General features: G+C 69.2%; 24 protein-coding genes and 1 pseudogene. 5 read left to right on the top strand and 20 right to left on the bottom strand.

Annotation, left to right across the window (positions count from 1 at the left end):
• Window position 1: 1 nt before the first annotated feature.
• The 3 genes from AC3A6J_RS10400 to AC3A6J_RS10390 form a co-directional block, all read right to left on the bottom strand.
• Entirely contained in the window at window positions 2–2,248 is a 2,247-nt protein-coding gene (locus AC3A6J_RS10400; RefSeq protein ID WP_487859850.1) for a hypothetical protein, read from the bottom strand.
• A 90-nt stretch (window positions 2,249–2,338) separates the two neighbouring features.
• On the bottom strand, window positions 2,339–3,061 hold the full coding sequence (locus AC3A6J_RS10395) for a nuclear transport factor 2 family protein (protein ID WP_487859849.1): 723 nt from the start codon (window positions 3,059–3,061) through the stop codon (window positions 2,339–2,341).
• Between the two features lies 1 nt (window position 3,062).
• On the bottom strand, window positions 3,063–4,037 hold the full coding sequence (locus AC3A6J_RS10390) for a Bug family tripartite tricarboxylate transporter substrate binding protein (RefSeq protein WP_487859848.1): 975 nt from the start codon (window positions 4,035–4,037) through the stop codon (window positions 3,063–3,065).
• Window positions 4,038–4,123: 86 nt separating this feature from the next.
• Between AC3A6J_RS10390 and AC3A6J_RS10385 the strand changes: the two genes are divergently transcribed.
• Complete coding sequence (locus tag AC3A6J_RS10385) at window positions 4,124–5,068, top strand: LysR family transcriptional regulator (RefSeq protein ID WP_487859847.1); 945 nt, start codon at window positions 4,124–4,126, stop codon at window positions 5,066–5,068.
• Here the strand turns inward: AC3A6J_RS10385 and AC3A6J_RS10380 are convergent.
• From AC3A6J_RS10380 to nthA, 3 genes are read right to left on the bottom strand one after another with little or no spacing between them, the layout of a single operon-like run.
• Window positions 5,065–5,448 (bottom strand): nitrile hydratase accessory protein, encoded by a 384-nt coding sequence (locus tag AC3A6J_RS10380; protein WP_487859846.1) that lies wholly within the window; start codon window positions 5,446–5,448, stop codon window positions 5,065–5,067. The two genes, AC3A6J_RS10385 and AC3A6J_RS10380, sit on opposite strands and share 4 nt — an antisense overlap.
• On the bottom strand, window positions 5,445–6,104 hold the full coding sequence (gene nthB / locus AC3A6J_RS10375; RefSeq protein ID WP_487859845.1) for a nitrile hydratase subunit beta: 660 nt from the start codon (window positions 6,102–6,104) through the stop codon (window positions 5,445–5,447). The genes AC3A6J_RS10380 and nthB overlap by 4 nt, the downstream gene beginning before the upstream one ends.
• Window positions 6,101–6,739: a nitrile hydratase subunit alpha gene (gene nthA, locus AC3A6J_RS10370; protein WP_487859844.1), complete on the bottom strand. Its 639-nt coding sequence runs from the start codon at window positions 6,737–6,739 to the stop codon at window positions 6,101–6,103. The genes nthB and nthA overlap by 4 nt, the downstream gene beginning before the upstream one ends.
• 73 nt (window positions 6,740–6,812) lie before the next feature.
• Between nthA and AC3A6J_RS10365 the strand changes: the two genes are divergently transcribed.
• The 4 genes from AC3A6J_RS10365 (at window position 6,813) to AC3A6J_RS10350 (ending at window position 9,698) form a co-directional block, all read left to right on the top strand.
• Window positions 6,813–7,655, top strand: coding sequence for a thymidylate synthase (locus AC3A6J_RS10365; RefSeq protein WP_487859843.1), 843 nt, complete (start codon window positions 6,813–6,815; stop codon window positions 7,653–7,655).
• Window positions 7,656–7,671: 16 nt separating this feature from the next.
• Window positions 7,672–8,193: a dihydrofolate reductase gene (locus AC3A6J_RS10360; protein WP_487859842.1), complete on the top strand. Its 522-nt coding sequence runs from the start codon at window positions 7,672–7,674 to the stop codon at window positions 8,191–8,193.
• Window positions 8,190–9,287, top strand: coding sequence for a phosphatidate phosphatase App1 family protein (locus AC3A6J_RS10355; RefSeq protein ID WP_487859841.1), 1,098 nt, complete (start codon window positions 8,190–8,192; stop codon window positions 9,285–9,287). The genes AC3A6J_RS10360 and AC3A6J_RS10355 overlap by 4 nt, the downstream gene beginning before the upstream one ends.
• Before the next feature lie 171 nt (window positions 9,288–9,458).
• On the top strand, window positions 9,459–9,698 hold the full coding sequence (locus AC3A6J_RS10350) for a hypothetical protein (protein WP_487859840.1): 240 nt from the start codon (window positions 9,459–9,461) through the stop codon (window positions 9,696–9,698).
• On the opposite strand, the gene ligD is transcribed toward AC3A6J_RS10350, so the two are convergent.
• The 14 genes and pseudogenes from ligD to AC3A6J_RS10280 form a co-directional block, all read right to left on the bottom strand.
• The gene (gene ligD / locus AC3A6J_RS10345) at window positions 9,685–12,261 is read right to left on the bottom strand and encodes a DNA ligase D (RefSeq protein WP_487859839.1); all 2,577 of its coding nucleotides are present in this window, start codon (window positions 12,259–12,261) and stop codon (window positions 9,685–9,687) included. The two genes, AC3A6J_RS10350 and ligD, sit on opposite strands and share 14 nt — an antisense overlap.
• Before the next feature lie 15 nt (window positions 12,262–12,276).
• Entirely contained in the window at window positions 12,277–13,257 is a 981-nt protein-coding gene (locus AC3A6J_RS10340; RefSeq protein ID WP_487859838.1) for a lysylphosphatidylglycerol synthase domain-containing protein, read from the bottom strand.
• Window positions 13,254–14,804: a hybrid sensor histidine kinase/response regulator gene (locus AC3A6J_RS10335; RefSeq protein ID WP_487859837.1), complete on the bottom strand. Its 1,551-nt coding sequence runs from the start codon at window positions 14,802–14,804 to the stop codon at window positions 13,254–13,256. The genes AC3A6J_RS10340 and AC3A6J_RS10335 overlap by 4 nt, the downstream gene beginning before the upstream one ends.
• Window positions 14,801–16,303, bottom strand: a complete 1,503-nt coding sequence (locus AC3A6J_RS10330) for an ATPase domain-containing protein (protein ID WP_487859836.1) — start codon at window positions 16,301–16,303, stop codon at window positions 14,801–14,803. The genes AC3A6J_RS10335 and AC3A6J_RS10330 overlap by 4 nt, the downstream gene beginning before the upstream one ends.
• 171 nt (window positions 16,304–16,474) lie before the next feature.
• Window positions 16,475–16,657: a hypothetical protein gene (locus AC3A6J_RS10325; protein ID WP_487859835.1), complete on the bottom strand. Its 183-nt coding sequence runs from the start codon at window positions 16,655–16,657 to the stop codon at window positions 16,475–16,477.
• Window positions 16,658–16,735: 78 nt separating this feature from the next.
• Entirely contained in the window at window positions 16,736–17,659 is a 924-nt protein-coding gene (locus tag AC3A6J_RS10320; protein WP_487859834.1) for a cation diffusion facilitator family transporter, read from the bottom strand.
• A gap of 39 nt (window positions 17,660–17,698) precedes the next feature.
• Entirely contained in the window at window positions 17,699–17,878 is a 180-nt protein-coding gene (locus AC3A6J_RS10315) for a DUF3606 domain-containing protein (protein ID WP_487859833.1), read from the bottom strand.
• 99 nt (window positions 17,879–17,977) lie between these two features.
• Window positions 17,978–19,120: an acyl-CoA dehydrogenase family protein gene (locus tag AC3A6J_RS10310; RefSeq protein ID WP_487859832.1), complete on the bottom strand. Its 1,143-nt coding sequence runs from the start codon at window positions 19,118–19,120 to the stop codon at window positions 17,978–17,980.
• A 10-nt stretch (window positions 19,121–19,130) separates the two neighbouring features.
• Window positions 19,131–20,330 carry an acyl-CoA dehydrogenase family protein gene (locus AC3A6J_RS10305; RefSeq protein ID WP_487859831.1) on the bottom strand — a complete coding sequence of 400 codons (1,200 nt, stop codon included), beginning with the start codon at window positions 20,328–20,330 and terminating at the stop codon, window positions 19,131–19,133.
• Between the two features lie 11 nt (window positions 20,331–20,341).
• A pseudogene (locus tag AC3A6J_RS10300) lies at window positions 20,342–21,373 on the bottom strand (NAD(P)H-dependent flavin oxidoreductase).
• A complete protein-coding gene (locus AC3A6J_RS10295) occupies window positions 21,370–22,113 on the bottom strand; it encodes an enoyl-CoA hydratase/isomerase family protein (protein ID WP_487859830.1) in 744 nt (247 codons plus the stop codon). The pseudogene AC3A6J_RS10300 and the gene AC3A6J_RS10295 overlap by 4 nt, the downstream one beginning before the upstream one ends.
• 42 nt (window positions 22,114–22,155) lie before the next feature.
• Complete coding sequence (locus AC3A6J_RS10290) at window positions 22,156–23,382, bottom strand: CaiB/BaiF CoA transferase family protein (protein ID WP_487859829.1); 1,227 nt, start codon at window positions 23,380–23,382, stop codon at window positions 22,156–22,158.
• Window positions 23,379–24,344: a Bug family tripartite tricarboxylate transporter substrate binding protein gene (locus AC3A6J_RS10285; RefSeq protein WP_487859828.1), complete on the bottom strand. Its 966-nt coding sequence runs from the start codon at window positions 24,342–24,344 to the stop codon at window positions 23,379–23,381. The genes AC3A6J_RS10290 and AC3A6J_RS10285 overlap by 4 nt, the downstream gene beginning before the upstream one ends.
• A gap of 42 nt (window positions 24,345–24,386) precedes the next feature.
• The gene (locus tag AC3A6J_RS10280; RefSeq protein ID WP_487859827.1) at window positions 24,387–25,169 is read right to left on the bottom strand and encodes a TetR/AcrR family transcriptional regulator; all 783 of its coding nucleotides are present in this window, start codon (window positions 25,167–25,169) and stop codon (window positions 24,387–24,389) included.
• Window positions 25,170–25,217 lie beyond the last annotated feature (48 nt).

Below are 25,217 nucleotides of genomic sequence, written 5' to 3'. Positions count from 1 at the left end.
TTCAACCGCCCTGCGACGCCACGGCCGGCGCCTGCGGCGAATGCCGCAACCCCGCCGGCAGCCGGTCGTCGAGCCAGTCCATGCGCCAGGCGAGCACCGCCAGCGAAAGCACCAGCACGGCCGCGGCGACCAGCCCCGTGACGCCATGCCGCTCGCGGTACGGATCGCGCGCGACGCGGCGGCCGTTCGGCGGCACCCGCGCCGTCTGCGACAGCATGCCGCCGAGCCGCACATTGACTTTCATTCGCCCGTTGATGGCCCAGCCGCTCGCGTCGAGGATCGGGCCCAGGCTGCGCTGGCGCAGCTTGAGCCACGCGATGAGCATGCTCGGCCCCGAGATCGCGAGCACGATGCCCAGCAGCCCGATCGGTATCCACTGGCCCAGGTCGATGAACTTGCCGAAGATGCCCACCAGCACCGCGCTGATGCTGCCCAGTGCCACCCCGATGGCCGCAACAGTGCCGACATCGACGCGCCCGCCGGGGCGCGCTGGCGCGGTCTGGCCTGCCTTGGCCGCGGCGCCGGCCTGGTCGGCGGTGGTGAGGCGGGTGGCAAAGCCCGTGAGCGAGCCCTGGCCCACAGCCTCCTGCGCGGCCGCGCGCTTGGCCACCTGCTCCTCGATCACGCGCACGAACTTCTTGTAGGGCGAAAAGAACGCCTGTGCCACGCTGGTCGGGTTCTCGATCAGCTTGGTGATTGTGGCGTCCCAGTCGCGGCCCTGGCGGTCGTAGAAGACGCCGTTGCGCCCCACGAAGAGAAAGTCCACGTCACCGGCGGTGAAGGCCGCGACGATGCTCATCTTCGCGCCCTGGCGCGTGCAGTTGCAGTAGGCCAGGCAGGTCTTCGCCAGGCCGGCGAGCACGGCGTGCTTCGCCGTGTCGTCGACCTGCACGGTGAGCTCGCAGCTGCGTCCGTCGAGGTAGAGCGTGCCGGCCTGGAAGATCGCGCCTTCGCGGTGGTAGAAGGCCTTGAACGAGACGAAGTTCTCGAGCAGCACCACGAGGTCGCGCTGCAGGCGGATGAGCTTCTCCAGGTCGACCAGCAAGGCGTTGTGCGTCTCGGCCTCCTCATCTTCACGGATCAGCGCGAGCACGGCGTCGCGGGTCTGCAGCAGTGCCTCGAGCCGTGCGAGTGGCAGCGCCGCGGCCCAGTTGTCGGGCCGCTTCGCCATCAGCGTCTGCAGCGGCGCAAGCTTTTGGCGGATGGCATGCCAATCGGCCTCGGCCAGCTCGCTGCGCGCACCCAGGAGCGGCGTGACTGCGCGGTTGGCGAACGATGCAATGGCATCGGCCCAGGCCGGGTTGAGGCTGGTGCCCTGCAGCGGCAGCACGCAATGGCGCGTTACCGGCGCGAGCGGCAGTTCGGCAATGGGCTCGGCATGCAGGTCGAGGCGACCGGCGCCGAGCGCGTCGTAGGCTTTGGCCGATGGATTGAGCGCCGCTTCGGCTTGCGCGTCGAACGCCGCCACACGGCAGCGCGCGAAGAAATCGTCGAGCTTGGCCTGCACCTTGGCGGTCGCATCCGCCGCCGCGAGCGTCGCTTCGCCGAGCGGCATCAGCTCGGCGTTGCCGGCGTCGGCCTGGGCATGCCAGTCGCGCGCAAGCTGCACTTCGGCAAAGAACGCTTCCACGCGCGCGCGGTCCACGCCGGGCGTCTGCTTGTGGCGGTCGGGCACGCTGCCATGGGTGCGGATGATCTCGGCGAGGGTGGCGCGCACCGCCTCGTCCTGCGCCGTCTCGGGCGTGACGATGCCATCGCCGTTGAAGCGCATGGCCGCGAGCAGCTCGCCGCGATTGGCGATGTCGTCGAGCGTGAGGGTGTCCGAGTCGGGCCGGCCCTGGAGGTGCAGCAGCCGCTGCGCTTCATCGCGCAGGCGCGCACCTGCGGGGTTGCGGTCGTCGAGGTCGCCAAGCGACAGCACGTCGCTGCCTTGCAGCAGCACGTCGGGATTGCGCAGGCGCGCGCAGACCCATTCGCACGCCGCCACCACCTCGGGCGGGCGCACGCGTGCATCGCGGTCGGTGTCGATCAGGTCGAGCGTGCGCGTGTCGAAGTCGATGCCACGCGTCGGGCACGCCAGCGCCACCCAGAGCTTCTGGTCCAGCTCGCCGATGCGGGCGATGTCTTCGCCGGTGCGGAAGATGACCTGGTCGGTGCCGCCGGCGCGGATGAAATGCCAGCGGTGGGGCGTGGGCGATGGGTGGGAAGCCAACGCATGCGCCGGGTTTGTCGTCGTCGTTCCTGTCATCAGCCCCAGGTTAAGGGCTTGCGCGCCCCGCGCGTGAGGACACACGGCGCACAGCCATGTGGTCTTGCGCCGACACGGGTGCGCGCTCCTTCAAGACGTCGCGTTCCTTTCCTCTTCGCGGGCAGGCGGCACCGGCGTCCAACCGCGTCCCGTGATCGGGTTCGGGTAGTGGAACGGCGGGATGTACACGCCGGGCCAGGGATCGTAGGACTCCGTGGGCGGACGATCGGGCGGGCAGTCCTGCAGCATGCCCCCGCGCGGCGACGTTGCCGTGGCCCAGCTTTCCTCGTAGGGCGTGTGGAAGGTGCGATAGAAGTGCATGCGCGAAATGCGCCATTGGCCGGCATCGTTCTTCTCGTACGCGAAGGTCTCGACGCCCTCGCCCCACCGGCCGTACTTGCCAAACTCGGCCAGTTGCATGAACGACCGCCATCGCCCCTGTGCATGCCGCCCGTCGTCGTCGACGTGCACGATCCCCTGCACCATCATGTGGTTGTACAGCTGTCCCCAGACTAGGCCATTCGGGCCGCTCTTCGCGGGACCGCGGCCAAGGAACTGCTTGAAAAGCCGCTCCAGCTGCGCCCGGCCCACGTAGACGCCGAGCGCGGAAATCTCCACCTCGCAGTCGTCGGTGAACAGCGGCAGCAGTTCGTCCCACAGCGCCTTGTCGAGGTAGTAGCCGTAGGCACGCGTGAGCTTGCCGATCAGCTCGATGTCCTCTGCCACCGTGACGCGGCGCCGCAGTTGCGCGAGGTCGGTTTCGAGGTCGGCGATGCGCTGCAGCAGTGCGGCGTCGGGGGTCGTCGTGTCCATGTCATCCATCCAGTCGAAGTCCGATGCGGCGGATCACCCGGCCCCAGTGCTGGTGATCGGCGCGAATGAGTTCCGCGAAGTCGCCGGGCGTTCCCGATGCAAGCTCGACGCCCAAGGCAGCGAATTGCGCGCGCAGCTGGGAGCTTTCCAAGGCCTGCACGATCTCCTGGTTGAGGCGCGCGACGATCGCATCGGGAAGCCGCGCCGGTCCGAAAACGCCCAGCCAGGTCCCGCGGTCGAGTCCGCTCAGGCCCTGCTCGCGCGCAGTGGGCACGTCGGGCAAGGCGGAAAGCCGCGTCGGCCCGGTGCTGGCGAGCGCCTTCAGACGGCCCGTGCGCACATGCGGCAAGGCCGTGGCCGGCGAGTCGAACAGCAAGCCGATGTGGCCCGCGAGCAGGTCCTGCTGGGCCGGGCTCGACCCTTTGTACGGCACGTGGACGAAGCGCGCCCCGTGGTCGGCATTCAGTATCTCGATGTAGAGATGGCCCGTCGTGCCCGGGCTCGGCGAGCCGAAGGCCACGGTCTGCTCGCGGCTGCGCGCGATCGCCTCCGCCAGGTTGGCGGCGGGAAACGAGGGGTGCGCCACCAGCACCGAATGCCCACGGTAGACCGGCGCAATCGGCGTGAAGTCTGCGAACGGGTCGAAAGGCACGCGGGCGTACAGGTGCGGCACCTGCGTGTGGGTGGTGTTGAGCGTCAGCAACAGCGTGTGGCCATCGGGCGCCGCCCGTGCGACGTCCATCGCGCCCGGGATGCTGGCACCGCCGGGTTTGTTGTCGACCACGACCGCCGTTTTCATGCGCTCGCCGAGTTCGCGCGCCAGCATCCGGGCCACCACGTCGCCGGGCCCGCCGGGCGGTGCCGGGACGGCCATCCGGATGGGTCGGCCCGGCACCGGCCAGGCATCCTGCGCGGCGGCGGCCTTGAGCCCGAACCCGAGGCCGGAGAGAACCAAAAGTCGTCGCAGTGCGTCCATGGCGGCCAGTCTAGGAATCACGCATTGACCTGCCAAGCGACTTTTTGGACACTTGCGTTCACCTCTGGTTGACACTCCACGCCCTCATGACTTCCCTGCAGCGCTATGCGCGGCTTCGCTTCAGCCAGCTCGACATGCTGTGCGCGGTGGCCGATGAGGGCAGCGTCCGCGCCGCTGCCGCGCGGCTGAGCCTGTCGGCCGCCGCCGTCAGCAAGGCGTTGCGCGAGATCGAATCGTCGCTCGACGCGGTGCTGTTCGAGCGCCGCCCACGCGGCATGGTCGCCACGCCGCGCGGCGAGCGCCTGATCGCGCACGGGCGGTTGCTGCTGCAGGAGCTCGAAGGACTCGCGGCCGATGATGGTGCCGCGAAGACGCTGCCCGCGGGCCGGATCACGCTGGGCGCTTCGCCCTACATCGTCTCGCGCGTGCTGCCGCAGTTGCTGGCCTGCCTGCCCCGGCCCGACGGCGCAAAGCCGCCGCTCGTGGTGCGGGTGCAGGATGGACACTTGCCGCTGCTGCTCGAGCAACTGCTGCAAGGCCATATCGAGGCACTGGTGACGCTGTATGCCGCCGGCGACCTGGCCGCAACCGACACGCAGCCGCTGGCTGTCGAGCGGCTGCGCGAGGAACAGGTAGTGGTGTTGGCGCCGCCCTCGCTGCGCCCGGGCACGCGGCGGCGCGTGGCGTGGAGCGAACTGGCGGCGCAGCCCTGGATCCTGCCGCCTGCATCCACCCACCTGCGCCGCGCGCTCGACGGCATGTTCCACCTGCAGGGGGTGCAGCCGCCGCAGCCCTTCGTCGAGGCTTCGCACCTCGACGGCAACGTGCGCCTCAGCGCGACGGGGCTGGGCCTGACGATCGCGCCGCTGGAGCTCGCGCGCGAGCACGTCGAGGCAGGACGCCTGTCAGTGCTGCGCCTGCAGCAGCCGCTGCCCGCATCGTCCCTGGCCCTGATCTACCGGCGTGCATCCGCGGCCCACCTGCCCGGGTTGCAGCACCTGCGCGCGGCGGCTCGGCTGGCCTTCGGCTAGGAATCGAAATCCGCGTCGCGCAGCGCGATTGCTTGCCCGTGCGGCGTGCGATCGGCCGCATGGTCCCAGGCATGGCGGTAGCGCGCGAGCTCGCGGTCGGTGGCCGCGCCCTTGCGGGCGACGAGTTCCTCGAGCGCGGCAAGCCAGTGGCGGTAGTAGGTCTCGCCCGTGTCGGGATCGCCCGCGGCCTGCGCCGCCTCGATCTGCCACGCCAGCGCCGCGGCCCATTCAGTCCAGCTGAAAAGGCCCTTCTCGTGCAGCGCCAGCGTCATCGCGAAGGCTTGCGCCTCCCACGGCGCACTGAACACCGGCCCGTCCGCATCGCGCGGCATGCCGGGCGCCAGTGCCTCGGACGGAAGGTCTGCGCCGGCGCCGCTCATTCGGCCGGCTCCAGGTAGCTCTCCCAGGCGTCGACCGACACCGCGAGGCGCTGCGCCTGCGCTCCCCACAGCTCGGCCTCGTCGAACACCACGGTGTAGAGCCACTGCGGCGCCTCGCCGCCATCGTGCGCATGGCTGTCGGCGAACACGTGCGCGCCATGCACCCGCTCGACGATGCCGCGCCGCCCGTGCGCGTAGCCAGGCAGGCGCGTGTGGTGGTCGACCCGGTCGCTGCGCGTGCGCACCGCCTGCCCGACCGCGAAACGCGCGGGCGCGCCCACCGGGCGCGCGGTGGGTGCGCCCTTGGCGAGCACGGCCGCGACATCGCCGGCCTGCAGCACGCGCCGCGGCGGCACCGGCGCATGCAGCATGCGGCCCTGTGCGATCTCGTCCTCGAAGAGCTGGCCGCGCTCGGCCATCAACTTCTCGAGCGCCGCGAGCCAGATCTGGTAGTAGCTCAGCTGCAGGTAGTTAGGCAGCGTTTCGCGCGCCGCCCGGCTCGCATCGATGTTCCACGAACCGGTCGCGCCCATGGCCAGCACCAGGGCCAGCGCGCGCGGCTCCCAGCCGGCGTGGAACAGCTCGCCCTCGGGCTCGGGCACCACCGCGCCGAAGCCGGGCTGGCCACCGAGGTCGGCCTGGGTGGCGTGGCTCATGGCCCGGCCTCCTCTTCGGGCACGCCGGCCAGCCGCGTGCCGATCATCGAATCGCGCGAGACCAGCGCGGCCAGCTCGGCCTCGCTCATGTGATCGGTGCCCGCGGGCCGCTCGGGAATGACGAGGTAGCGCACCTCGGCGGTCGAGTCCCAGACCCGGATGCGCGTGGTCTCGGGCAGCACCACGCCAAAGTCGGCGAGCACGCCGCGCGGGTCCTTCACGGCGCGCGAGCGGTAGGGCGCGCTCTTGTACCAGGTGGGCGGCAGGCCGAGCACCGGCCACGGATAGCAGCTGCACAAGGTGCAGACCACCATGTGGTGCAGCTCGGCGGTGTTCGCGACGGCGACCATGTGCTCGCCCTGCCGGCCGGTGTAGCCGAGCGAGGCGATCGCTGCGGTGGCATCGCGCAGCAGCCATTCGCGAAACGCCGGATCGACCCAGGCCCGCGCCACCACGCGCGCGCCGTTACGCGGGCCGATGCGGGTCTGGTAGGTGTCGATCAGCACGTCGAGCGCGGCCGGATCGATGTAGCCCTTTTCGGCCAGCACGCTCTCGAGCGCCCGCACGCGCAGGTCCATCTCACCGAGCGCGCTGTGTTCGTGGTCATGCCCTTCGTGGTGGTGTTCTTGGGTCATCCTGCGATGCTACGCGCTCCCACTTAAAATTCGAAACCCCGCCCGGCCTGCCGCCTGACCGACTTCACCGCCCATGACGCCCACATCTTCCCGCCCCGTCCGCTCCCAGTACGAAGACTTCATGCGCCACGTCGACACGCACGGCGTGCACAAGGGCGACCGCACCGGCACCGGCACCAAGAGTGTGTTCGGCTACCAGATGCGCTTCGACCTGAACGAAGGCTTCCCGCTCGTGACCACGAAGAAGGTGCACCTGAAGTCCATCATCCAGGAACTGCTGTGGTTCCTGACCGGCTCGAGCAACAACAACTGGCTCAAGGAGCGCGGCGTCTCCATCTGGGACGAATGGGCGCGCGAAGACGGCGACCTGGGCCCGGTGTACGGCGTGCAGTGGCGCAGCTGGCCCACGCCCGACGGCGGCCACATCGACCAGATCTCGGAGGTCGTCAAGACGCTGAAGGCCAACCCCGACTCGCGCCGCATCATCGTGAGCGCCTGGAACGTGGCCGAGCTCTCGAAGATGGCGCTCATGCCCTGCCATGCCTTCTTCCAGTTCTACGTGGCGCCGCCGCAGGCGAGCGGCGAGCGCGGCAAGCTGAGCTGCCAGCTCTACCAGCGCAGCGCCGACATCTTTCTCGGCGTGCCGTTCAACATCGCGAGCTATGCGCTGCTCACGCACATGATGGCCCAGCAGTGCGACCTCGACGTGGGCGACTTCATCTGGACCGGCGGCGACTGCCACATCTACAGCAACCACGCCGAGCAGGTGGCGCTGCAGCTGAGCCGCACGCCGCACCCCTACCCCACGCTCCACATCAAGCGCCGCCCCGATTCGATCTTCGACTACCGCTACGAGGACTTCGAGGTGCTCGACTACCGACACCACGAGCCCATCAAGGCGCCCGTGGCCGTGTGAGCGGAGGATTCGCGCCATGACGACACCGCGCATCAATTTGATCTTCGCCCGCGCCGCGAACGGCGTGATCGGCATCAAGGGCACCATGCCCTGGCACCTGCCCGAAGACATGGTGCACTTCAAGGCGCAGACGGCCGGCGCGCCCGTGGTGATGGGGCGCAAGACCTGGGATTCGCTGCCGCCGCGCTTTCGCCCGCTGCCGGGCCGGCACAACATCGTGATCACGCGCCAGGACGACTGGAAGGCCGAAGGCGCGCACCGCGTGGGAAGCCTCGCCGAAGCGCTCGCGCTCTGCGACGAGACGCAGGTACCCGACGTCTGGATCATCGGCGGCGCGCAGATCTATGCACTGGCCGAGCCGCTGGCCTCGCGCGTGGTCGTGACCGAACTCGCGCGCGACTACGAAGGCGATGCGCATGCGCCCGCGCTCTCGCCCGCGAAGTGGCGCGAGACCCGGCGCGAAGCGCATGTCTCGGTCAAGGAGGGCCTGCCCTTCGCGTTCGTGACCTACGAACGCATCGACGCGCCACAGGCATGAGTGCAGCGCCGGGGCGCCGCGCGCTGCTTGCGGGCGCCGCACTGGCCGTCGGCCTGGCACCGCTGCAGGGGCTCCTGGCCGCGGAGCCGCTCGAGCCCGACGAGGAAGCGCTCTTCCTGCCCGGTACCGCACGTCCCACGCCGGACGGCCGGCTCGAGGTCGACGTGCATGCGTGGGTCTACGAACCCGAGCGCCGCTGGGGCCTCAATGCCGTGTTCGCGCGCTACCTCGGCCTCGACCTGGAGAAGCTCTCGCCCGCGGCGCGGCTGCGCTTCAACCAGCGCACCGCGCTGTTCCACGCCGAGTCGGAGCAGGGCAAGGTGTTCGAACTCGATTTCGACGGCGTCGCCACGCGCGTGAGCACACGGCCCTCGGGCGCCGACGGGCGCATGAACCTGCGCGTGGTGGTCGACGTTCCCGCGGCCTCGCTGGCCGGCGAATGGCAGAAATTCCACGCCGTCACCGGCCCCGGCGAACTGCTGCATCGCTTCAGGGGCCAGGCACTGGTCGTTCCGGCCGAGGGCCTCTCGGTGATCTCAGACATCGACGACACCATCAAGCGCACGCAGGTGCGCGACCGGCGCGAGATGCTGCTGAACACCTTTGCCCGCCGCTTCGAGCCCGCGCCCGGCATGGCGGCGGGCTACCGCATGCTCGCGCAGGTGCCCGGCACGCGCTTTCACTACCTCTCGGCAAGCCCGATACAACTCTACCCGGCGCTCGCCGATTTCCTGCGCGACGCCAACTTTCCGGCCGGCAGCATGCACCTGCGCGAAAGCACCAGCTGGCGCACGTTGATTCCGGGCGACCAGGATTCGCGAGCGCACAAGCTCGCGGTGATCGAGCGTTTGCTGGCCGACTTTCCGCAGCGCCGCTTCATGCTCGTGGGCGACTCGGGTGAGCGCGATCCCGAGATCTACGGCCAGGTGGCGCGTGCGCATCCGGGCCGCATCGAGCACATCGCGATCCGCAACGTCACGCGCGAGGACGCCAGTGCCGAGCGCTATCGGGCCGCATTCGAAGGCCTCGATGTGGCGCTCTGGCAGATTTTTCCGGACGACCGGGCGCCCGCCGCCGAAAGGTTTGCGCGATAGCCGAGCAGCATGCAACAAATTCACCGCATCGGTTTCAAGGCGCAAGCAAAATGAACACTTTCCTACGCATCACAAAGGCGTATCAAAGTCGTGCGTTGGGCAGGGATTAGGCACAAGTGTGAAATCTTGCGCAGAATAATCTCCGTGCCCATCTAGACAAGGAGACGGCTCATGTCCATGGAGTTTCTTCGAGTCATTGCCGAACAGAAGCTGCCCTACGTCGTCCACACGCCTGCAGACATCGACCGCCTGCGCGTGCTGCGCGCAGCCGAATTGGTGACGGCCTTCATCCCGCCGGCAAGCCACGCGCCCGACGGCCGCGCGATACGCCAGCTCGCCCAGGTGGAGTCGATCACGGCCAAGGGCCGGCTGGCACTGAACAAGGCGACGTCGGCCTTCATCGAACTTTGATGAAGCCAAGCTTCTTCATGGCCGCGCCCGGGCTGACTGCGGCCTTCGCATAGCCTGCCCACGGCGCGTTGCCTCGGTCGAGCCGGGCATGGATGTTCCGCAGGTTCCACTGCGCGCCGCTCGTGAGCGACGGCACCTCGTCCCATGCCACCGGTACCGACACGCCCATGCCCGGCCGCGCGCGCGCCGACCACGCGCAGACCGTGGTGGCACCAAAGCCGTTGCGCAGGTAGTCGATGAAGATGCGGCCGATGCGGTTGGCCGGCCCGCTCTTGGCGACGAACATCTGCGGCACGGTGCGTGCCATGTGACGCACGATGGCCTGCGAGAAATCCTTCACCGTGTCCCAGTCGTACTGGCGCTTGAGCGGCACCACCACGTGCAGCCCCTTTCCGCCGCTGGTCTTGCAGAAGCAGGGCAGTGCCAGTTCGTGCAACACCACGCGCATCAGCTCGGCCGACTGCAGCACCAGCGGCCAGCCCACGCCTTCGCCGGGGTCGAGGTCGAAGGTCATGCGGTCGGGCTTGGCGATCAGCGTCTTCACGCCGTTCCAGGTATGGAACTCGACGACGTTCATTTGCGCCGCGCTCAGCAGCCCGAGCGGGCCCGCCACTTCGATCAGTTCGGGGTGCGAAGGCCAGAGCGCGCGATCGAGCTGCCGCACCCCGTTCATCTGGCCGGCCTCCACATGCTTCTGGAAGAAGTGCTGCCCCGCGATGCCCTGCGGCGCGCGCACGAAGGACACGGGCCGTCCCTTGAGGTGTTCCATCATCAGCGGCGCGACAAGGCCGTAGAAACGCACCACCTCCACCTTGGTGATGCCGGTGGACGGATCGACCACGCGGTCGGCATGCGAGACCTTGAAGTTCGCGGGCAGCGTGGCGGCGGGCACATGCGCTGAATCGCGTTCGGCCGCCGGCTTGGCGCCGTGCGGCTGGTGCACCGGCTTCTCTCGCACGATGGCCTTCGCCGGCTTGTCCGAGCGAACGCCGTGGAACACCGGATGGCGCACATGGCCGTCCTTGGTCCAGTCGGAGAAGCTCACCTCGGCCAGCAGCACGGGTTGAACCCAATGCGCGCGGCGGTCGTTCTCGGTCGGGTTCTTGAACGGCCGCTTGTCGATGCCGAGCGGCTCGAGCCGCTGCAGCATCTCCCTGAGGCTGCGGTCGTTGAAGCCCGCGCCCACGCCGCCCGAATAGACGAGGTCGCCCTTCTCGTCGTGCACGCCGATGAGCAGCGCGCCGATGCCGACGCGCGATCCCTTGGGATCGGTGTAGCCGCCGATGACGAACTCCTGCCGGCGCGAGCACTTGAGCTTGATCCAGTCGGGCGAGCGGCGCGACGCATAGCTGCTGTCCTTGCGTTTGCCGATCACGCCTTCGAGCCCGATCTTGCAGGCCGAGGCGACGATGTCCTCGGGCGGCGCGTCGAAGACCTCGCTGAAGCGGATTTCGGGCGGCGCCTTGGCCAGCAGCGACTGCAGCAGTGCGCGGCGCTCGACCAGCGGCACGCCCGTGAGATCGAAGCCGCCGTAGTGCGGCAGGTCGAACAGGAAGTAGACGATGTCGTTCGTCTTCGCGCTGTCGAAGGCGTTCTGCAGCGCCTGGAAGTCGGTGCTGCCCGCGTCGTCGAGCATGACGATCTCGCCGTCGAGCCAGCACGGCGCGAGCTTCATGCGCTCGATGGCGCGCACGAGGTGCGGCATGCGCGCGCTCCAGTCGTGCCCGTTGCGCGTGAAGAGCTGCACGCCCTTGACATCGACGCGCGCCAGCAGCCTGTAGCCGTCGAACTTGATCTCATAGATCCAGTTGCTGGGGTCGGGCGGCGGACCGTCGACCAGCGTCGCGAGCAGCGGCGAGAGCTTCGCGGGCAGCGCGGCCTTGACCGCATCGGCCGGCATGTTGCCCGCGGCGGCCGCCTTGCCGCGCCGCGCCTTTGCGCCGGGTTGCGCTGCCGCGGTGGCCGGCGGGGCAGCGGGCGACGGTACCGTGGGCGCCGCAGTGGGCATCGGCAGCGCCGCAACGCTGTCGGGAAACTGGTCGACCACGCTGAACTCGCTCGCGGGCCGCGCGAAGCCGTCGTGCTCCTTGATCAACAGCCAGGCGTCCTGCTTGTCGTCCTTCTTGCCATGCATGCGCACCAGTGCCCATTTGCCGCGCAACTTGTAGCCGTGCAGCTCGAGCTTGATGTTGCCTGCCCGGTAGCCCTTGCGCGGGTCGCCGATTGGCACCCAGGTGCCCTTGTCCCAGATGATCACCTTGCCGGCGCCGTACTGCTTGGCGGGTATCTCGCCTTCGAACTGGTTGTACGAGATCGGGTGGTCTTCCACATGCACGGCCATGCGCTTGTCGTGCGTGTCGTAGCTGGGCCCCTTCGGCACGGCCCAGCTCTTCATGGTGCCATCAAGCTCGATGCGGAAGTCGTAGTGCAGGCGCCGCGCCCAGTGCTTCTGCACCACGAACTGCAGCGTGCCGACGACCGAATCGCCGCCCTCTTCCGGCTCGGGCGTGACGCCGAAGTTGCGCTTCTCCTTGTAGCGTTTCAGGGGGCTTGCGCGCGCCATGGCCTGTCGTCCTTTTTATTCGTCGGGAGGATGGTTGGCCGCATGGCGCTCGAGCAGCAGGTACAGCACGAGGCCGCCGCCCAACGGCAGCAGGTAGTAGACCGCGCGGTAGGCCAGCACCGCGCCCATGAGCGTGCCCTGCCGCACGCTGCCCGACAGCAGCGCGAGGTACACGGCCTCGAGCACGCCGAGCCCGGCCGGGATCGGCGTCACCACGCCGACGATCGAGGCGGCCAGCAGCACGCCCAGCGTGGTGGCGTAGGGCACTTCCTGCCCGAGCAGCAGGTACATGGCCGAACCCATGAGTGCCCAGTTGGCACTCGAGAGCGCAAGCTGGACCAGCGCGAGCTGGGCCGACGGCAGCTCGAGGCGCCGCCCTTTCACATGCCAGTGGCGACCGTGCAGGAAATAGCAGGCCACCACGTAGGCCATCGCGAGCACGATCATCAGCACGCCGAGCGCGCGGAACGCGTCGGCCCCCATGTGCGCCTCGCGTGGCGGTGCAATGGCGCCCGACGCGAACAGGCTGCCGGCCAGCAGCCCGTAGCCGAGCCAGTTGGTGGCCAGGCTGATGCCGACGATCTGGGCGACGGTAGCCTCGTCGAGGCCGGCGCGCGCATAGAGCCGCGCGCGCAGTGCGATGCCGCCGACCAGCGAGCCAAGGTTGAGATTGAAGGCATAGCTCGCCACCGCGATGGCCCAGGTCCGCCAGCGGGGCAAGCCGTGGCGCGTGTGCCGCCTGCCGATCAGGTCGAAGCAGCCGTAGAGCGCATGGCTCATCGTGGCGAGGCCGAGCGCGGCGAGCAGCACCGTGGCGGGATAGCGCCGCAGCGCCTGCCATGCACCGGCCCAGTCGACCTTGTGCGCATGCGACAGCAGCAGGCCCAGCACCACGATGCCGAGCAGCGGCAGCGCGAAGCGTCGGCAGCGGCGCCAGAGCGCCTGTCTTCCCGTGGGAGGTACCGCCGGGGGGAGCGTGGTGGCATCGTGCGTCATGGCGGTTCCTGGAGCAGGGCGAGCAGCGCCGCCAGGTCGAGCGGCTTCAGAAGGTGGTGGTCGAAGCCCGCGGCGGCAATGCGCTCCTTGTCGCCCTGCTGCCCCCAGCCGGTCAGCGCGACCAGCACCAGCCCCCCGAGCGCAGGGTCGGCACGCAGCCGGCCCGCGAGTTCGCAGCCGTCCATGCCGGGCATGCCGATGTCGAGGATCGCCAGGCCCGGCCGCTCGCCGTCGGCCACCAAGCGCAGCGCAGCGTCGCCGCTGTAGGCCACGCAGGGCGAGGCGCCCAGCGACCGCAGCAGGTCGCCGAGCGCATCGGCCGCGTCGCGGTTGTCGTCGACGATCAGCACCGTCTCGGGCAGCGACGCGGGCCATCCGCCGATGGCGGGTGTCGGGGACGAACGCAGTCCGGCCTCGCCACGCATGAGCGGAAGCTGCACGCGGAACATGGCGCCGTGCCCGAGGCCCTCGCTGATGGCTTCGACACTGCCCCCGTGGAGCTCGACCAGGCTCTTCACCAGCGTGAGCCCGATGCCGAGCCCGCCCTGCGCCGCCTTCGAGGTGCCGCTGACCTGCACGAACATTTCGAAGATCGATTGCAGCATCTCGGGCGTGATGCCGGAGCCGTTGTCGCGCACCTCGACCACAGCGCTGCGGCCTTCCCGACGCAGCACGATCCCGACCTTGCCGCCGGGCCGCGTGTACTTGGCGGCGTTGTTGAGCAGGTTCGAGAACACCTGCGTGAGGCGAACACCATCGCCGCGCACCATGAGCGGCTCGTCGCCGAGTTCGAGCTCCAGCCCATGCTTCGCCCCCTCGAGTAGCGGGCGGCTCAGCTCGATCGCGTCCTTGATCACGGCTTCGAGCGCCACCGCCTCCATGCGCAGCTCGATCTTGCCGCGCGTGATGCGCGACACCTCCATCAGGTCGTTCACGAGCCGCACCATGTGGTCGACCTGACGCCCCATGAGCTCGTAGTAACGCAGTGCCTCCGAAGGCTCGTGGGGCTTGCGCGTCAGCAGGGTGAGCGCAGTGCTCATCGGCGCGAGCGGATTGCGCAGCTCGTGCGCCAAAGTGGCAAGGAACTCCGTCTTGCGCTGGTCGGCCTCGCGCAGGCTGTCGAGCAGGTCGCGCATCTGGTATTGACGGCTGCGCGCGCGCAGCACCGTTCGGACCGTGCTCACGAGCGAAGCCACGCGCACCGGCCGTTCGATGACCGTGACATTCGCGAGCCGGTTCATCGCGTCGGCGACGACTGCGGAGTCTGCGCCCTGGCGCGCCAGGATGAGCACCGGCAGGTCGGACCATGGTGGCTGCGTCGCGAGCGCGTCGATCAGGGCCGCGCTGGCGGGATCGGACAGCGTTTCTTCCGCCAGCATGATCGCGCCGGCGCCCTCCTGCATACCGTGCACCAGCTCGCGCAGGCTGGCGCAGCTGTGCGCCGCGACTCTCGCACGGCCCAGCACGGCAGTTGCCATGAAGGCATCCCTCGACGTGGTCGTGCGCAGCAGAATGCGCTGCTCGACGAATGCGGGTGCTGAACTCACGGCGTGCGCTGGATGCTGTCGATCGGAATGGGAATGCCCGTGAGGATGCCCCTGAAGTTGCGCAACGCCTCGCCGACCTGGAGCCCGCTGTCGGTCATTGCAAAGTCGCGGATGGTGCGCTCGTGCGCGCCGCCGCGCTTCTTCAGCACCGAGATGGCCTGGCGCACTTCTCCGTCGTGCTCGAAATAGCGCAGCATCACCACCGCATCCGCAAGGTAGCTGGCGTCCACCGGCGTCTGCATCTGCATGCCGATGAGCCCGTGCTGGGCGCCCACGAGCAGTGTCGCGACGCCTGCCTGCCCGAGGTAGGACAGCAACTCATGCAGCTGCACGATCAGGAAGCGCTCGTCGGGCATGGCGTTGAGGTAGCCGTTGAGGCTGTCGATCACCACCACGGCAGCATGCGCCTCGGTCACGGCGAGCCGGATCAGGTGCACGAATTCGCCTGGCGAGAGCTCGGCCGGATCGACCTGCCGCACGCGGATATGACCCGAATCGATGTACCGGCCAAGGTCCATTCCCATGCTGTGGCAGCGTGTGCGCAGCGTGTGGGTGCTTTCGTCGAAGATGAAGAGCGCCGCGTGTTCGTCGCGCTGCGCCGCGGCAATGGCGAACTGCACCGCCACGGTCGACTTGCCAGTGCCGGGCGCCCCGACGAACAGCGTGCTCGTGCCGCGCTCGATGCCGCCGCCGAGCAGCGTATCGAGTGCACCGATGCCGCTCGGGATGCGCACCTGGCTCGTTGCCACAGCATGCTCGGCCGCCACCAGCCGCGGGAACACGCGCAGCCCGCCGCGTTCGATGCGGTAGTCGTGGTAGCCGCCGCGGAACTGCTGGCCGCGGTACTTGCTGACCAGCAGCCGGCGCCGCGCAACCCCGTAGTCGGAATGGGACTGCTCGAGCCGCAGCACCGCATGCGCGATGCTCTGCACTTGAAGGTCGTGCTTCGTCGCCGTCATGTCGTCCAGCAGCAGCACGGTGCACTGGCGGCCTGCGAAGAACTGCTTGAGCGCGAGGATCTGGCGCCGGTAGCGCAACGAATTGCCGGCCAGCAGGCGCAGTTCCGACAGCGAATCGAAGACCACGCGGGTGGGTTTGATGACGTCCACGTCGGTCAGGATCCTCAGCGTCGTCTCGCTGAGCTCGACCTCGGAGGGGTGGAACATCGTGTACTGCTCGTCGGGCGCCAACGCGGTTTCCGACGGCAGCATCTCTCGCACCTCGATGCCGCCCAGGTCCCATCCGTGCGACCGGGCCACGCCCCTGAGTTCCTGGGCGGTCTCCGACAGGGTGACGTAGAGCACCGATTCTCCGCGCCGCGCGCCTTCGAGCAGGAACTGCATCGCGATGGTGGTCTTGCCGGCACCCGGCGTTCCCTCGACCAGGTAGAGGCGGCTCGGCGTGAGCCCGCCCCCGAGCACATCGTCGAGGCCGGGAACGCCGACCTTCATCAGGGCTTCTTCCTGCGGAGCCGTATCAGCCGCACCGTCGTGTTTCATTTTCTTTCCTCCATCGTATGGACAGACAGTCCTTTTCTGTTCTGTTTTTAGCGATCGTTCAGGCCATGCTGGCCCGAGGAGGATTTGTATCAATGGCAGCGATGCTGTGGTTGTAGGGCATCACCCTTCTTCCGCAGAAGACAACGCCACGGCGCCGCGCGGGCTGCCGGGCTACGACTTTTCCGGCGTCTTGCGTTCGGCATCGCCGGGCTCCCGGAGCTTCTCGTTGCCGACTTCCTTCATCTGCTCCTCGCCTTCGATGTCGCGCCCGTCCGTGGGCACGGACTCCTCCTGCGTGATCTCCGGTTCGTCGGGGGTGCGCTTGTGCTGCTGCGGGGGCGACGGGGTGTTCATTTTGGCGATCTCCTGGGTGAGTCGCCACAGTGGACGCGCGCCACCGGGCGCTGGCTCAGGCAAATACCGCAGCGCCCGTCAGCCAACGCCGACGGGCGCTTCTACTTCTTCGCTCGCCTCGATGAAAAGGCGCCGGATCATCGGGTAGCGCGCACGCACCTGCTGCTCGATGGCGGCGATCGCATCGGCCGCATCGCCGGTGGCGGTGCCCTCCTTGAAATTCAGGTCGACGACGACCAGCACCTCGTTCGCGCCGATGTACATCGACAGCACATGGCCGACGTCGTGCACGCTGGGCTGCTGCATCGCGAGGCTGCGGATCGTGCGCGCGGTCTCGGGGCGGATGCCTTCGCCGATCAGCAGCCCGTGCGCCTGGCTGATCAGCAGCACCGCCACGCCCGCCAGCAGCAGCCCGATCACCACCGATGCGGCGCCGTCGAGCGCCGGCATGTCGAGGCGATGGCTCAGGTAAATGCCGAGCGCTGCCACGCCCAGGCCCGCGAGGGCGGCCGAGTCTTCGGCCAGCACGGTGTAAGTGGTCGGGTCTTTGCTCTGGCCGAGCGCCTGCCAGAAAGGCGCCCCGCGCGCCTGGCGCCGGAACTCGCGCAGCGCGATGAAGAAGCTCGCGCCCTCGAACAGCGCCGCCAGGCCGAGCACGACGTAGTTCCAGGTCGGGTCCCGCATCGGCTCCGGGTAGCGGATGTGCTGGATGCCTTCGTACAGCGACACGCCGCCGCCGAGCCCGAAGATGAGCACCGCGACGATCAAGCTCCAGAAGTAGAGCTCCTTGCCGTGGCCAAAGGGATGCTCGGGCGTGGCGGGCCGCTTGCTCAGCCGGATGCCGACCAGCAGCAGCACGCCGTTGAAGGTGTCGACCGCCGAATGGATGCCTTCCGACAGCATCGCCGAACTGCCGGTGACGCCGGCGACCACGAACTTGGTGGCGGCGATCGCGACATTGGCCGCGATGGCACCATAGATCGCGATCTTCGATTCGGCCATCGGCGGATTATGCGGCCGGACCCTGGCCCGGCGCGCCCGTCAGGGCAGGCCGAGGTAGATCCGAAGATCGTCCTTCATCGTGCCCGCAGAGGCCACCGCCATGCGCAGGCGCGCCTCGTCGACCCCGAACGTCTTGGTCCAGTAGTCGACCTCCTTCAGGTCGGTGATGTCGATGCGCTCATCGTCTTGCGGAATGTGGATCTTCATGTCGTCCAGCATCGGGGCGTCTCCAGGCAGGGGGTTGAAGGTGACGGCAGTTTTCGTGCCCGCGACCCTGCGCCATGCCAGCGCGATCCCACGCTTGATGCAGGACAGCGGCTACAGCGCGGGCGGCGCCGGATCCATGGCCGCGGCGTAGCGCGCCAGGTGGAAGTCTTCATCGCCGAGCTGCAGGTTCAGCAGGCCGAGCCGCTTCGCATGGTGCGCCAGCGGCAGCTCCCAGGTCATGCCGATGCCGCCGTGCAGCTGGATGCACCCCTCGGCGAACGCCAGCGCCGCGGTGCCTGCGGTGAACTTGGCCGCGGCGAGATGGCGCTCGCGCACGCGCCCGGCCGCATCGAGGTGCACGGCCGCGTTGATCGTGGCGGAGCGCGCCTGCTCCAGGTGCAGCATGAGATCGACCATGCGGTGCTGCACCGCCTGGAAGCCGCCGATCGGCATGCCGAACTGCTTGCGCGTCCGGAGGTAGTCGAGCGTGCTGGCCAGCATGACATCCATCGCGCCGACCGCCTCGGCACACACGGCCAGAATGCCGCAGCCGATCCCGGCCTCGAGCGCCGCGGCGGCCTCGCCCTCGCGCCCAACGAGCGCGTCGCCCGGCAGCACCACGCTGCGGAGCACGGCATCGGCCGAACGGCCGCCGTCGAAGTCGGGATGCCCGCGCAGCGTCAGCCCCACGGTGAGCACCGGCACCGCGAACAGCGAGAGGCCGGTCCTGTCGCCAGGCGCACCGGCGGTGCGCGCCGACACCAGCAGCACCTGCGCCTCGCCGCCCCACGGCACGCCGGCCTTGAGGCCGTCGAGCACCCAGCCATCGGCCTCGCGGCGGGCGCTGCATTCGACCTGCAGCGGATCCCACTGGCCGCCGGGCTCGCAGTGCGCGAGGCTGGCCAGCACCGTGCCTTCTGCAATGCCCGCAAGCAGCGCCGCATGCGCCCCGTCAGCGGCATGGGACAGCGCCCGGCCAGCCATGAGGGTGGCCAGGAAAGGCTCGCAGACCAGGCCGCGACCGATCGCCTCGAACACCGCCATCAGGTCGAATGCGCTGCCGCCGAGGCCGCCGTCATCGGGGCCGAACAGTGCGCCCACGGCGCCGATCTCGGCCAGCGCCCGCCAGTGGACCGGATCGAAGCCGGTCGCCCGCGGCACCAGCCGGCGCGCAGGCTCGCCGTAGCGCTCGGCGACATAGCGCGACATGCTTTCGGCGAGCAGGCGCCGCTCGTGCGTGTGTTCGAAGTTCATGGCAGTGGCCTCACAGTCCCAGCACAGTCTTGGCGATGATGTTCTTCTGGACTTCGTTGGAGCCGCCGAAGATCGAGAGCTTGCGGTTGTTGAACCAGGTGATGGCCGCGCGCGGCGCGCTACCGGGCCCGATGCCGGCAAGGTCCAACCCGGCGGCATCGGTCATGTCGTTGGCGAAAACCGGCGCATGCGGGCCCATGGCGCGCAACATCAGTGCATTGATCTGCTGACGGATCTCGGTGCCCTGGATCTTGAGCATCGAGCTCTCGACGCCCGGGGCCGCCCCTATGGCTGACGCCCAGAGCAGCCGCAGGTTCGTCGTCTCCATGTTCTGTAGCGCGATCTCCACGCGCGCCAGGCGGGCAATGAAGTCGCGGTCCGCGAGCAGCGGCCGGCCGTTGCGCGCGAGCGTGGCCGCCGCGCGCTTCAGGCGGTGCAGCGCGGCATAGGAATAGCCGACGCCCGCCATGCCGCTGCGCTCGTGCGTGAGCAGGTACTTGGCGCAGTCCCAGCCCGCGTTCTCCTCGCCGACGAGGTTGTCGAAAGGCACAAGCACTTCGGTGAAAAAAACTTCGTTGACTTCATGCTCGCCGTCGAGCGTGATGATCGGACGCACCTCGACGCCGGGAGAGTTCATGTCGATGAGCAGAAAGCTGATGCCCTGCTGCTTGCGCGCCGACGGGTCGGTGCGCACCAGGCAGAAGATCATGTTGGCATGCTGACCCAGCGTGGTCCAGGTCTTCTGGCCGTTGACGACCCAGCCGTCGGCGGTGCGCACCGCCGTGGTCTTGAGCGAGGCCAGGTCCGAGCCCGCGCCGGGTTCCGAATAGCCCTGGCACCACCAGTCGCGGCCGTCGAGGATGCGCGGCAGCCAGCGGCGCTTCTGCGCGTCGGTGCCGAAGCGGATGAGCACCGGCCCGAGCATGTTGAGGCCGAACTGGATGATGCGTGGCGCCTGCGCGATGGCGCTCTCGAACTCGAACAGGTAGCGTTGCATCGCGCTCCAGCCCGGTCCGCCATGTTCCTTCGGCCAGCCCGCGGCGAGCCAACCGCGCGCCTGAAGGATCGCGTGCCAGCGCGCCATGTCGGCCTTGCCGAGGCGCTCGTCGAGCGCGACCTTAGCGGCGATGTCCGCGGGCAGCTCGTCGCGGAAGAAGGCCCGCACCTGTTCGCGGAACGCCTCTTCCTCGGGCGTGAAATCCATGTCCATGCAGCGCTCCTTCAGTCGGTCTCGAGCAGGTCCGCGGCGCCCGCGGCGCGGCGGTCGGTGAAAGTGGCGGAGTCGCCATAGAGCGCGACAGCGCGCCCGAGCGCGAACCGGCAGCCGGCCACCATGCGCTGGATCAGCTGTTCGCAGCTCGGCACGTCGTCGATCAGGCCAAGGCACTGGCCAGCCCAGATCAGGCCGTCGTCGACGGTGCCCTGCTCCAACGCCTGCCGGCCGCGCGCACCGGCGACCCATGGCCGCAGCTCGTTGAAGGTCGCGCCTTCTGGGCGATGCTCGAGTTCGTTCACCGCGGCCGAGACCGGGTTGCGCCACACGCGCGCGGTGTTGCGCAGCCCGCGGAAGATCAGCGTGGTGTCGCGCTCGCTGGCCGCGAGCAGCGCAGCCTTGACGCTGTCGTGCACCGGCGCCTCGCGCGTCAACATGAAGCGCGTGCCCATGTTCACGCCGTCGGCGCCCAGCGCGAGCGCGGCGGCCATGGTGCGCCCATTGGCGATCCCTCACGAGGCCACCACCGGGATCGACAGCTTGGCGCAGGCAGCAGGGATCAGAATCAAACCGGGAATGTCGTCCTCGCCCGGATGGCCCGCGCATTCGAAGCCGTCGATGCTGATCGCGTCCGCGCCGCGGCGCTCGGCCGACAGCGCATGCCGCACCGAGGTGCACTTGTGCACGATGACGAGGCCCTTGGACTTGAAGAGCTCGGTGATCGGCTCCGGCTGCAGCCCGGCGGTTTCGACGATGCGCACGCCGCTGTCGACGATGGCCCGTGCATAGTCTTCGTACGGCGGCGGCGACGCCGAGGGCAGGATCGTGAGGTTGACCGCGAACGGCGCGTCGGTCATCGTGCGGCAGCGGCGCACTTCCTCCAGCAGGGCCTCGGGGCTGGGTTGCGTGAGCGCCGTCAGGGTGCCGAGGCCGCCCGCGTTGGAGACGGCAGCCGCGAGTTCGGCGCGGCCGACCCACATCATGCCGCCCTGGATGATCGGGTAGCGGATCTGCAGCAGTTCGGTGATGCGGGTCTTCATGGGCGGTTCGCCTTCACCTGGTGGATCGCGCCGCCCTGGCTCAATGCGTCGGCCCGCGCGCAGGCGTCCATCCACTGACCGGTCGGCATCTGCATGGTGGCCGCGCGCATGCCCGACTTGACGGCGCAAACCGAATGCGTAGGAAAGGCGGCGATGGCCGCGGCCATGGCACGGGCGCGCGCCACCACAGCGGCATCGTCGACCACTTCAGTCGCGATGCCCAGGCGCAGCAGGTCGGCCGCGCCGACGCGGTCGCCCATGAGGCACACGCGGGCCGCGACCGCTTCACTGTGGCGCAGCGCCAGCCAGGCCGCGTTGCGCGGCGCGGCCATGCCGATGCCGATCTCGCCCACCTGGAGGAAGGCGCCTTCGCCGCTCACCATCAGGTCGCCGGCCAGCGCGAGCGCGGCGCCGGCATTGATCGCGTAGCGCTCGAGCGCGACGATCAGCACCTTGCGGCTCGCGAGCAGCTGGTTGTGCACCGCCTCCCAGAGCGCAGGGAAGCCGGCCTTCCAGTCGGGCGCCGGATCGACGCCGAAGGCCTTGACGTCCAGGCCCGAACAGAACACGCCATCGGCGCCTCGCAGCACCACGGCACGCACGGTGTCGTCCTCGGCGAGGCGCTCGAGCGCGGCGTGCAGGGCAGCGGCGAGCGTGCCGTCGATGGCGTTCTTGCGCTCGGGGCGGTGGAAGATCAGTTCCGCCCATCCGTCATGGACGTCGAGAAGCACGGCAGACATGAGAAGAGTCCTTTGCTGGGGAAATGGAGTGGCGCGGGCAGCTCAGTGGCCGACCGCGCCGGCGGCCTTCAGGCGCGCGATGTCGGCTTCGGCATAGCCCGCCTGCGCGAGCAGTTCGTCGGTGTGCTGGCCCAGGCGCGGCACCGCGGGCACCTGCCTGCCCCGCGGTGCACCTTCGAAGCGGAACGGCAGGCCGGGCAACTGCACTTCGCCACCCTGCCCGTCGTCGATGGTCTCGAAGACGCCGCTGGCCTGCACGTCGGCGCTCGCGAGCACCTGCGGGTAGTTGCGCACCACGCCCACGACGACGCCATGCCGCTCGAGCAGCGCACGCGCTTCTTCGCCGGTGAAGACGCCGAGCGCAGCGCTCAGCACCTCCATCAGCGCCGCGCGGTTGCGCACGCGGTCGTTGTTGGTGGCAAAGGCCTCGGCACCGGCGAGCGCGGGCTGGCCGATGGCCTTGCACAGCCGCTGCCAGTGGTCGTCGAGGTAGGCGGAAATAACGATGTGGCCGTCGCGCACGGCGATCAGGTCGGCGGCCGGCGCAACGAGCGGCTGCGCATTGCCCGCGCGCTCGGGCAGCTTGCCCGTGCACTGGTATTCGGCCCAGATCTGGGCCTGCATCGAGATGGCCACCGCGAGCAGCGAGGTCTCGATGGTGTCGCCGCGGCCCGTGCGCGCATGCCGGAACAGCGCCGCGAGGATCGCATTGGCCGTGCTGTTCGCCGTCGAGACGTCGGCCACCGGAAAGCCGGCTTTCAGCGGGGTGCCGCCGCGCTCGCCGGTGATCGACATCATGCCGCTCTCGGCCTGCGCGGCGATGTCGAGGCCCGGCCGCTCGCGCGACGGGCCCTCCGCGCCGAAACCCGAGACCGACACGTAGATCAGGCCGGGCTTGGCCGCGCGCAGCGTGGCGGCGTCCAGCCCGAGCGACTGCATCACCCCGGCACGCGCGTTCTGCACCACCACGTCGGCCTGCAGCGCAAGATCGCGTGCGACCGCCAGGCCTTCGGGCTGGCGCATGTCGACCACGATCGAACGCTTGCCGCGGTTGTAGGCCATGAAGAGGCCGCTGCGGCCCTTGGTCGAGGCGCTCACGCCGAAACGGCGGCCGTTGTCGCCGTTGGGGCTTTCGATCTTGGTGACGCTCGCGCCCAGGTCGGCCAGGATCTGCGTGGCACCCGGGCCGGCGATGAACTGGCCGAACTCCACCACCTTGACGCCCGCGAGCGGCAGGTCGTCGTGCGCGGCTTGCTGCGGATCGTTCATTGCTCCGCCTTGATGCCGGCGCTCTTGGCGACGGCGGCCCAGCGCTGCATCTCGGCCGCGAGCATCTTGCCGAATTCGTCGGCGCTGCCACCGGCCGGGCTCATGCCGAGGCCGTGCACGGCATCTGCGAATTCCTTGCTCCGGAGCGTGCGGTTGGCCGCTGCATTGAGCTTCTCCAGCACGGCGGGCGGCGTCTTGGCCGGGGCCATCAGCCCGAGGAAGCTGGCCGCGTCGAGGTCCTTGACGCCGGCCTCGCGGGCGGTGGGCACGCCGGGCAGGCCCGGCGGGCGCTCCGTGCCCGGCGTGACGATGCCGCTGAGCTTGCCTTCGCGGATCATGGTGCTGGTGATGCCTGCGACGTCGAACATCAGCGGCACGTCGCCCGCCATCACCGCCTGCGCCGCGCCGGCCGAGCCCTTGTAGGGCACATGCTCGAGCCGCAGCTTGTAGCGCTGCGCGAGCAGTTCGCCCCACAGCTGCGTGAGCGAGCCCGCCCCCGGGCTCGAATAGAGCACCGGGTTGCTCTGGTTGCGGATCCACGCGATGAGCGACGGCAGGTCCTTGGCCGGCACCTTGGGGTTGGCCGCAACCAGGATCGGCATCCACGCCGCGTTGACCACGGGCGCGAGGTCGCGCAGCGGCTCGTACGGCGCCTTGATGCCGGTGGCGCTGTTGGTGACGAACTGCGCCGCGACCAGCACGAGGCTGTAGCCGTCGGCGGGCTGGCTCGCCACGAAAGCGGTGCCGATGGTGCTCGAGGCGCCGGGCTTGTTCTCGACGATGACGGGCTGCCCGAGCTCGGCCGAGATGCCCTTGCCCACGAGCCGTGCCACCGCGTCGGTGGGGCCGCCGGGCGTGTAGGGCACCACGATCCGGATCGGCCGGTTCGGATAGTCGCCCTGTGCCTGCGCACCGGGAATGAGCGCGAGCGTGGTCAGCAGGGTCGCAAACAGCTTCTTCATGTCTTGTCTCCTTCGTTGTTTGTTCAAGGATGGCGCGCCGGATCAGCTCGCCGCGCGCCGGCGCGGCGCGGGCTTCGGCGGCGGCTCGGGGGCTTCCGGCGCGTCATGTGCCGCGAGTCGCGCATGCACTTGCAACGAGACCGGCGCGGCGATGGCGCCGCTCACCATGTCGATCAGGTTCTCGATCGCGCGCTGCAGGTCGAAGCCCAGCTGGCGCTTGCTTCGCCGCGTGCTGATGCGCTCGAAGTCGGCCAGGCTGAACATGACGAAGCTGACGCCCGCCAGGTAGCGCTGGCGCAGCAGCAGCTCGGGCATGTCTGGCAGCACACGCTGCAGCAGCTCGTGGATGCGGCGGAAACCGCGGTCTTCCTCTTCGCGCGTGGACGCGGCGAGGTCGATGTCGGGATGCACCTGCGCCGCAGCCAGGAAGCGGTTGTAGGTGTTGCCGCGGCTTGTCATCAGCCTGGAGGCGAGCGGCCACACGATCGCCTCGACCAGCCCGCGCAGCTCGCCGTGGCGCTCGCTGCTGTAGAGCTGGTCGATGTAGTCGTTGCGCAGCGCGTTGACCTCGCCCATGCCACTTTGCAGGATGGCCTGGATCAGCGCTTCCTTCGAACCGAAGTGGTAGTGCAGCGCCGAGTTGTTGCGCTGGCCCGCCTCGCGGGCGATCTCGCGCATCGACACGGCATCGATGCCCTTTTCGGCAAACAGGCGCTGCGCGGTCAGAAGCAGCACGTCGGCGCTGTCGGCGCTGCTGCGCGGCGCGGCGGCGAGCTTACGCCGGTCCTTGCCGGCGGGCGGGGGAGTGGGGGTGGTGTCGGCCATGTGGCGGATTCTGGAACCTTGCATTTGTTAAGTCAAGTGCTTTACCGA

The organism is Variovorax sp. Soil_C_39, from assembly GCF_057656815.1.
This window is presented reverse-complemented; position numbering and strand designations above follow the sequence as displayed.

What these genes read in the sequence shown, in the direction of transcription:
- AC3A6J_RS10350 (WP_487859840.1), top strand. Translation starts at nt 9,459, where the DNA reads ATGTCCATGGAGTTTCTTCGAGTCATTGCCGAACAGAAGCTGCCCTAC.
- nthB (WP_487859845.1), bottom strand. Translation starts at nt 6,104, where the DNA reads ATGAGCCACGCCACCCAGGCCGACCTCGGTGGCCAGCCCGGCTTCGGC.
- AC3A6J_RS10390 (WP_487859848.1), bottom strand. Translation starts at nt 4,037, where the DNA reads ATGGACGCACTGCGACGACTTTTGGTTCTCTCCGGCCTCGGGTTCGGG.
- AC3A6J_RS10315 (WP_487859833.1), bottom strand. Translation starts at nt 17,878, where the DNA reads ATGCTGGACGACATGAAGATCCACATTCCGCAAGACGATGAGCGCATC.
- AC3A6J_RS10355 (WP_487859841.1), top strand. Translation starts at nt 8,190, where the DNA reads ATGAGTGCAGCGCCGGGGCGCCGCGCGCTGCTTGCGGGCGCCGCACTG.
- AC3A6J_RS10360 (WP_487859842.1), top strand. Translation starts at nt 7,672, where the DNA reads ATGACGACACCGCGCATCAATTTGATCTTCGCCCGCGCCGCGAACGGC.
- AC3A6J_RS10365 (WP_487859843.1), top strand. Translation starts at nt 6,813, where the DNA reads ATGACGCCCACATCTTCCCGCCCCGTCCGCTCCCAGTACGAAGACTTC.
- AC3A6J_RS10395 (WP_487859849.1), bottom strand. Translation starts at nt 3,061, where the DNA reads ATGGACACGACGACCCCCGACGCCGCACTGCTGCAGCGCATCGCCGAC.
- AC3A6J_RS10290 (WP_487859829.1), bottom strand. Translation starts at nt 23,382, where the DNA reads ATGAACGATCCGCAGCAAGCCGCGCACGACGACCTGCCGCTCGCGGGC.
- AC3A6J_RS10320 (WP_487859834.1), bottom strand. Translation starts at nt 17,659, where the DNA reads ATGGCCGAATCGAAGATCGCGATCTATGGTGCCATCGCGGCCAATGTC.
- nthA (WP_487859844.1), bottom strand. Translation starts at nt 6,739, where the DNA reads ATGACCCAAGAACACCACCACGAAGGGCATGACCACGAACACAGCGCG.
- AC3A6J_RS10285 (WP_487859828.1), bottom strand. Translation starts at nt 24,344, where the DNA reads ATGAAGAAGCTGTTTGCGACCCTGCTGACCACGCTCGCGCTCATTCCC.
- AC3A6J_RS10295 (WP_487859830.1), bottom strand. Translation starts at nt 22,113, where the DNA reads ATGTCTGCCGTGCTTCTCGACGTCCATGACGGATGGGCGGAACTGATC.
- AC3A6J_RS10325 (WP_487859835.1), bottom strand. Translation starts at nt 16,657, where the DNA reads ATGAACACCCCGTCGCCCCCGCAGCAGCACAAGCGCACCCCCGACGAA.
- AC3A6J_RS10340 (WP_487859838.1), bottom strand. Translation starts at nt 13,257, where the DNA reads ATGACGCACGATGCCACCACGCTCCCCCCGGCGGTACCTCCCACGGGA.
- AC3A6J_RS10385 (WP_487859847.1), top strand. Translation starts at nt 4,124, where the DNA reads ATGACTTCCCTGCAGCGCTATGCGCGGCTTCGCTTCAGCCAGCTCGAC.
- AC3A6J_RS10330 (WP_487859836.1), bottom strand. Translation starts at nt 16,303, where the DNA reads ATGAAACACGACGGTGCGGCTGATACGGCTCCGCAGGAAGAAGCCCTG.
- AC3A6J_RS10400 (WP_487859850.1), bottom strand. Translation starts at nt 2,248, where the DNA reads ATGACAGGAACGACGACGACAAACCCGGCGCATGCGTTGGCTTCCCAC.
- AC3A6J_RS10380 (WP_487859846.1), bottom strand. Translation starts at nt 5,448, where the DNA reads ATGAGCGGCGCCGGCGCAGACCTTCCGTCCGAGGCACTGGCGCCCGGC.
- AC3A6J_RS10310 (WP_487859832.1), bottom strand. Translation starts at nt 19,120, where the DNA reads ATGAACTTCGAACACACGCACGAGCGGCGCCTGCTCGCCGAAAGCATG.
- ligD (WP_487859839.1), bottom strand. Translation starts at nt 12,261, where the DNA reads ATGGCGCGCGCAAGCCCCCTGAAACGCTACAAGGAGAAGCGCAACTTC.
- AC3A6J_RS10280 (WP_487859827.1), bottom strand. Translation starts at nt 25,169, where the DNA reads ATGGCCGACACCACCCCCACTCCCCCGCCCGCCGGCAAGGACCGGCGT.
- AC3A6J_RS10305 (WP_487859831.1), bottom strand. Translation starts at nt 20,330, where the DNA reads ATGGACATGGATTTCACGCCCGAGGAAGAGGCGTTCCGCGAACAGGTG.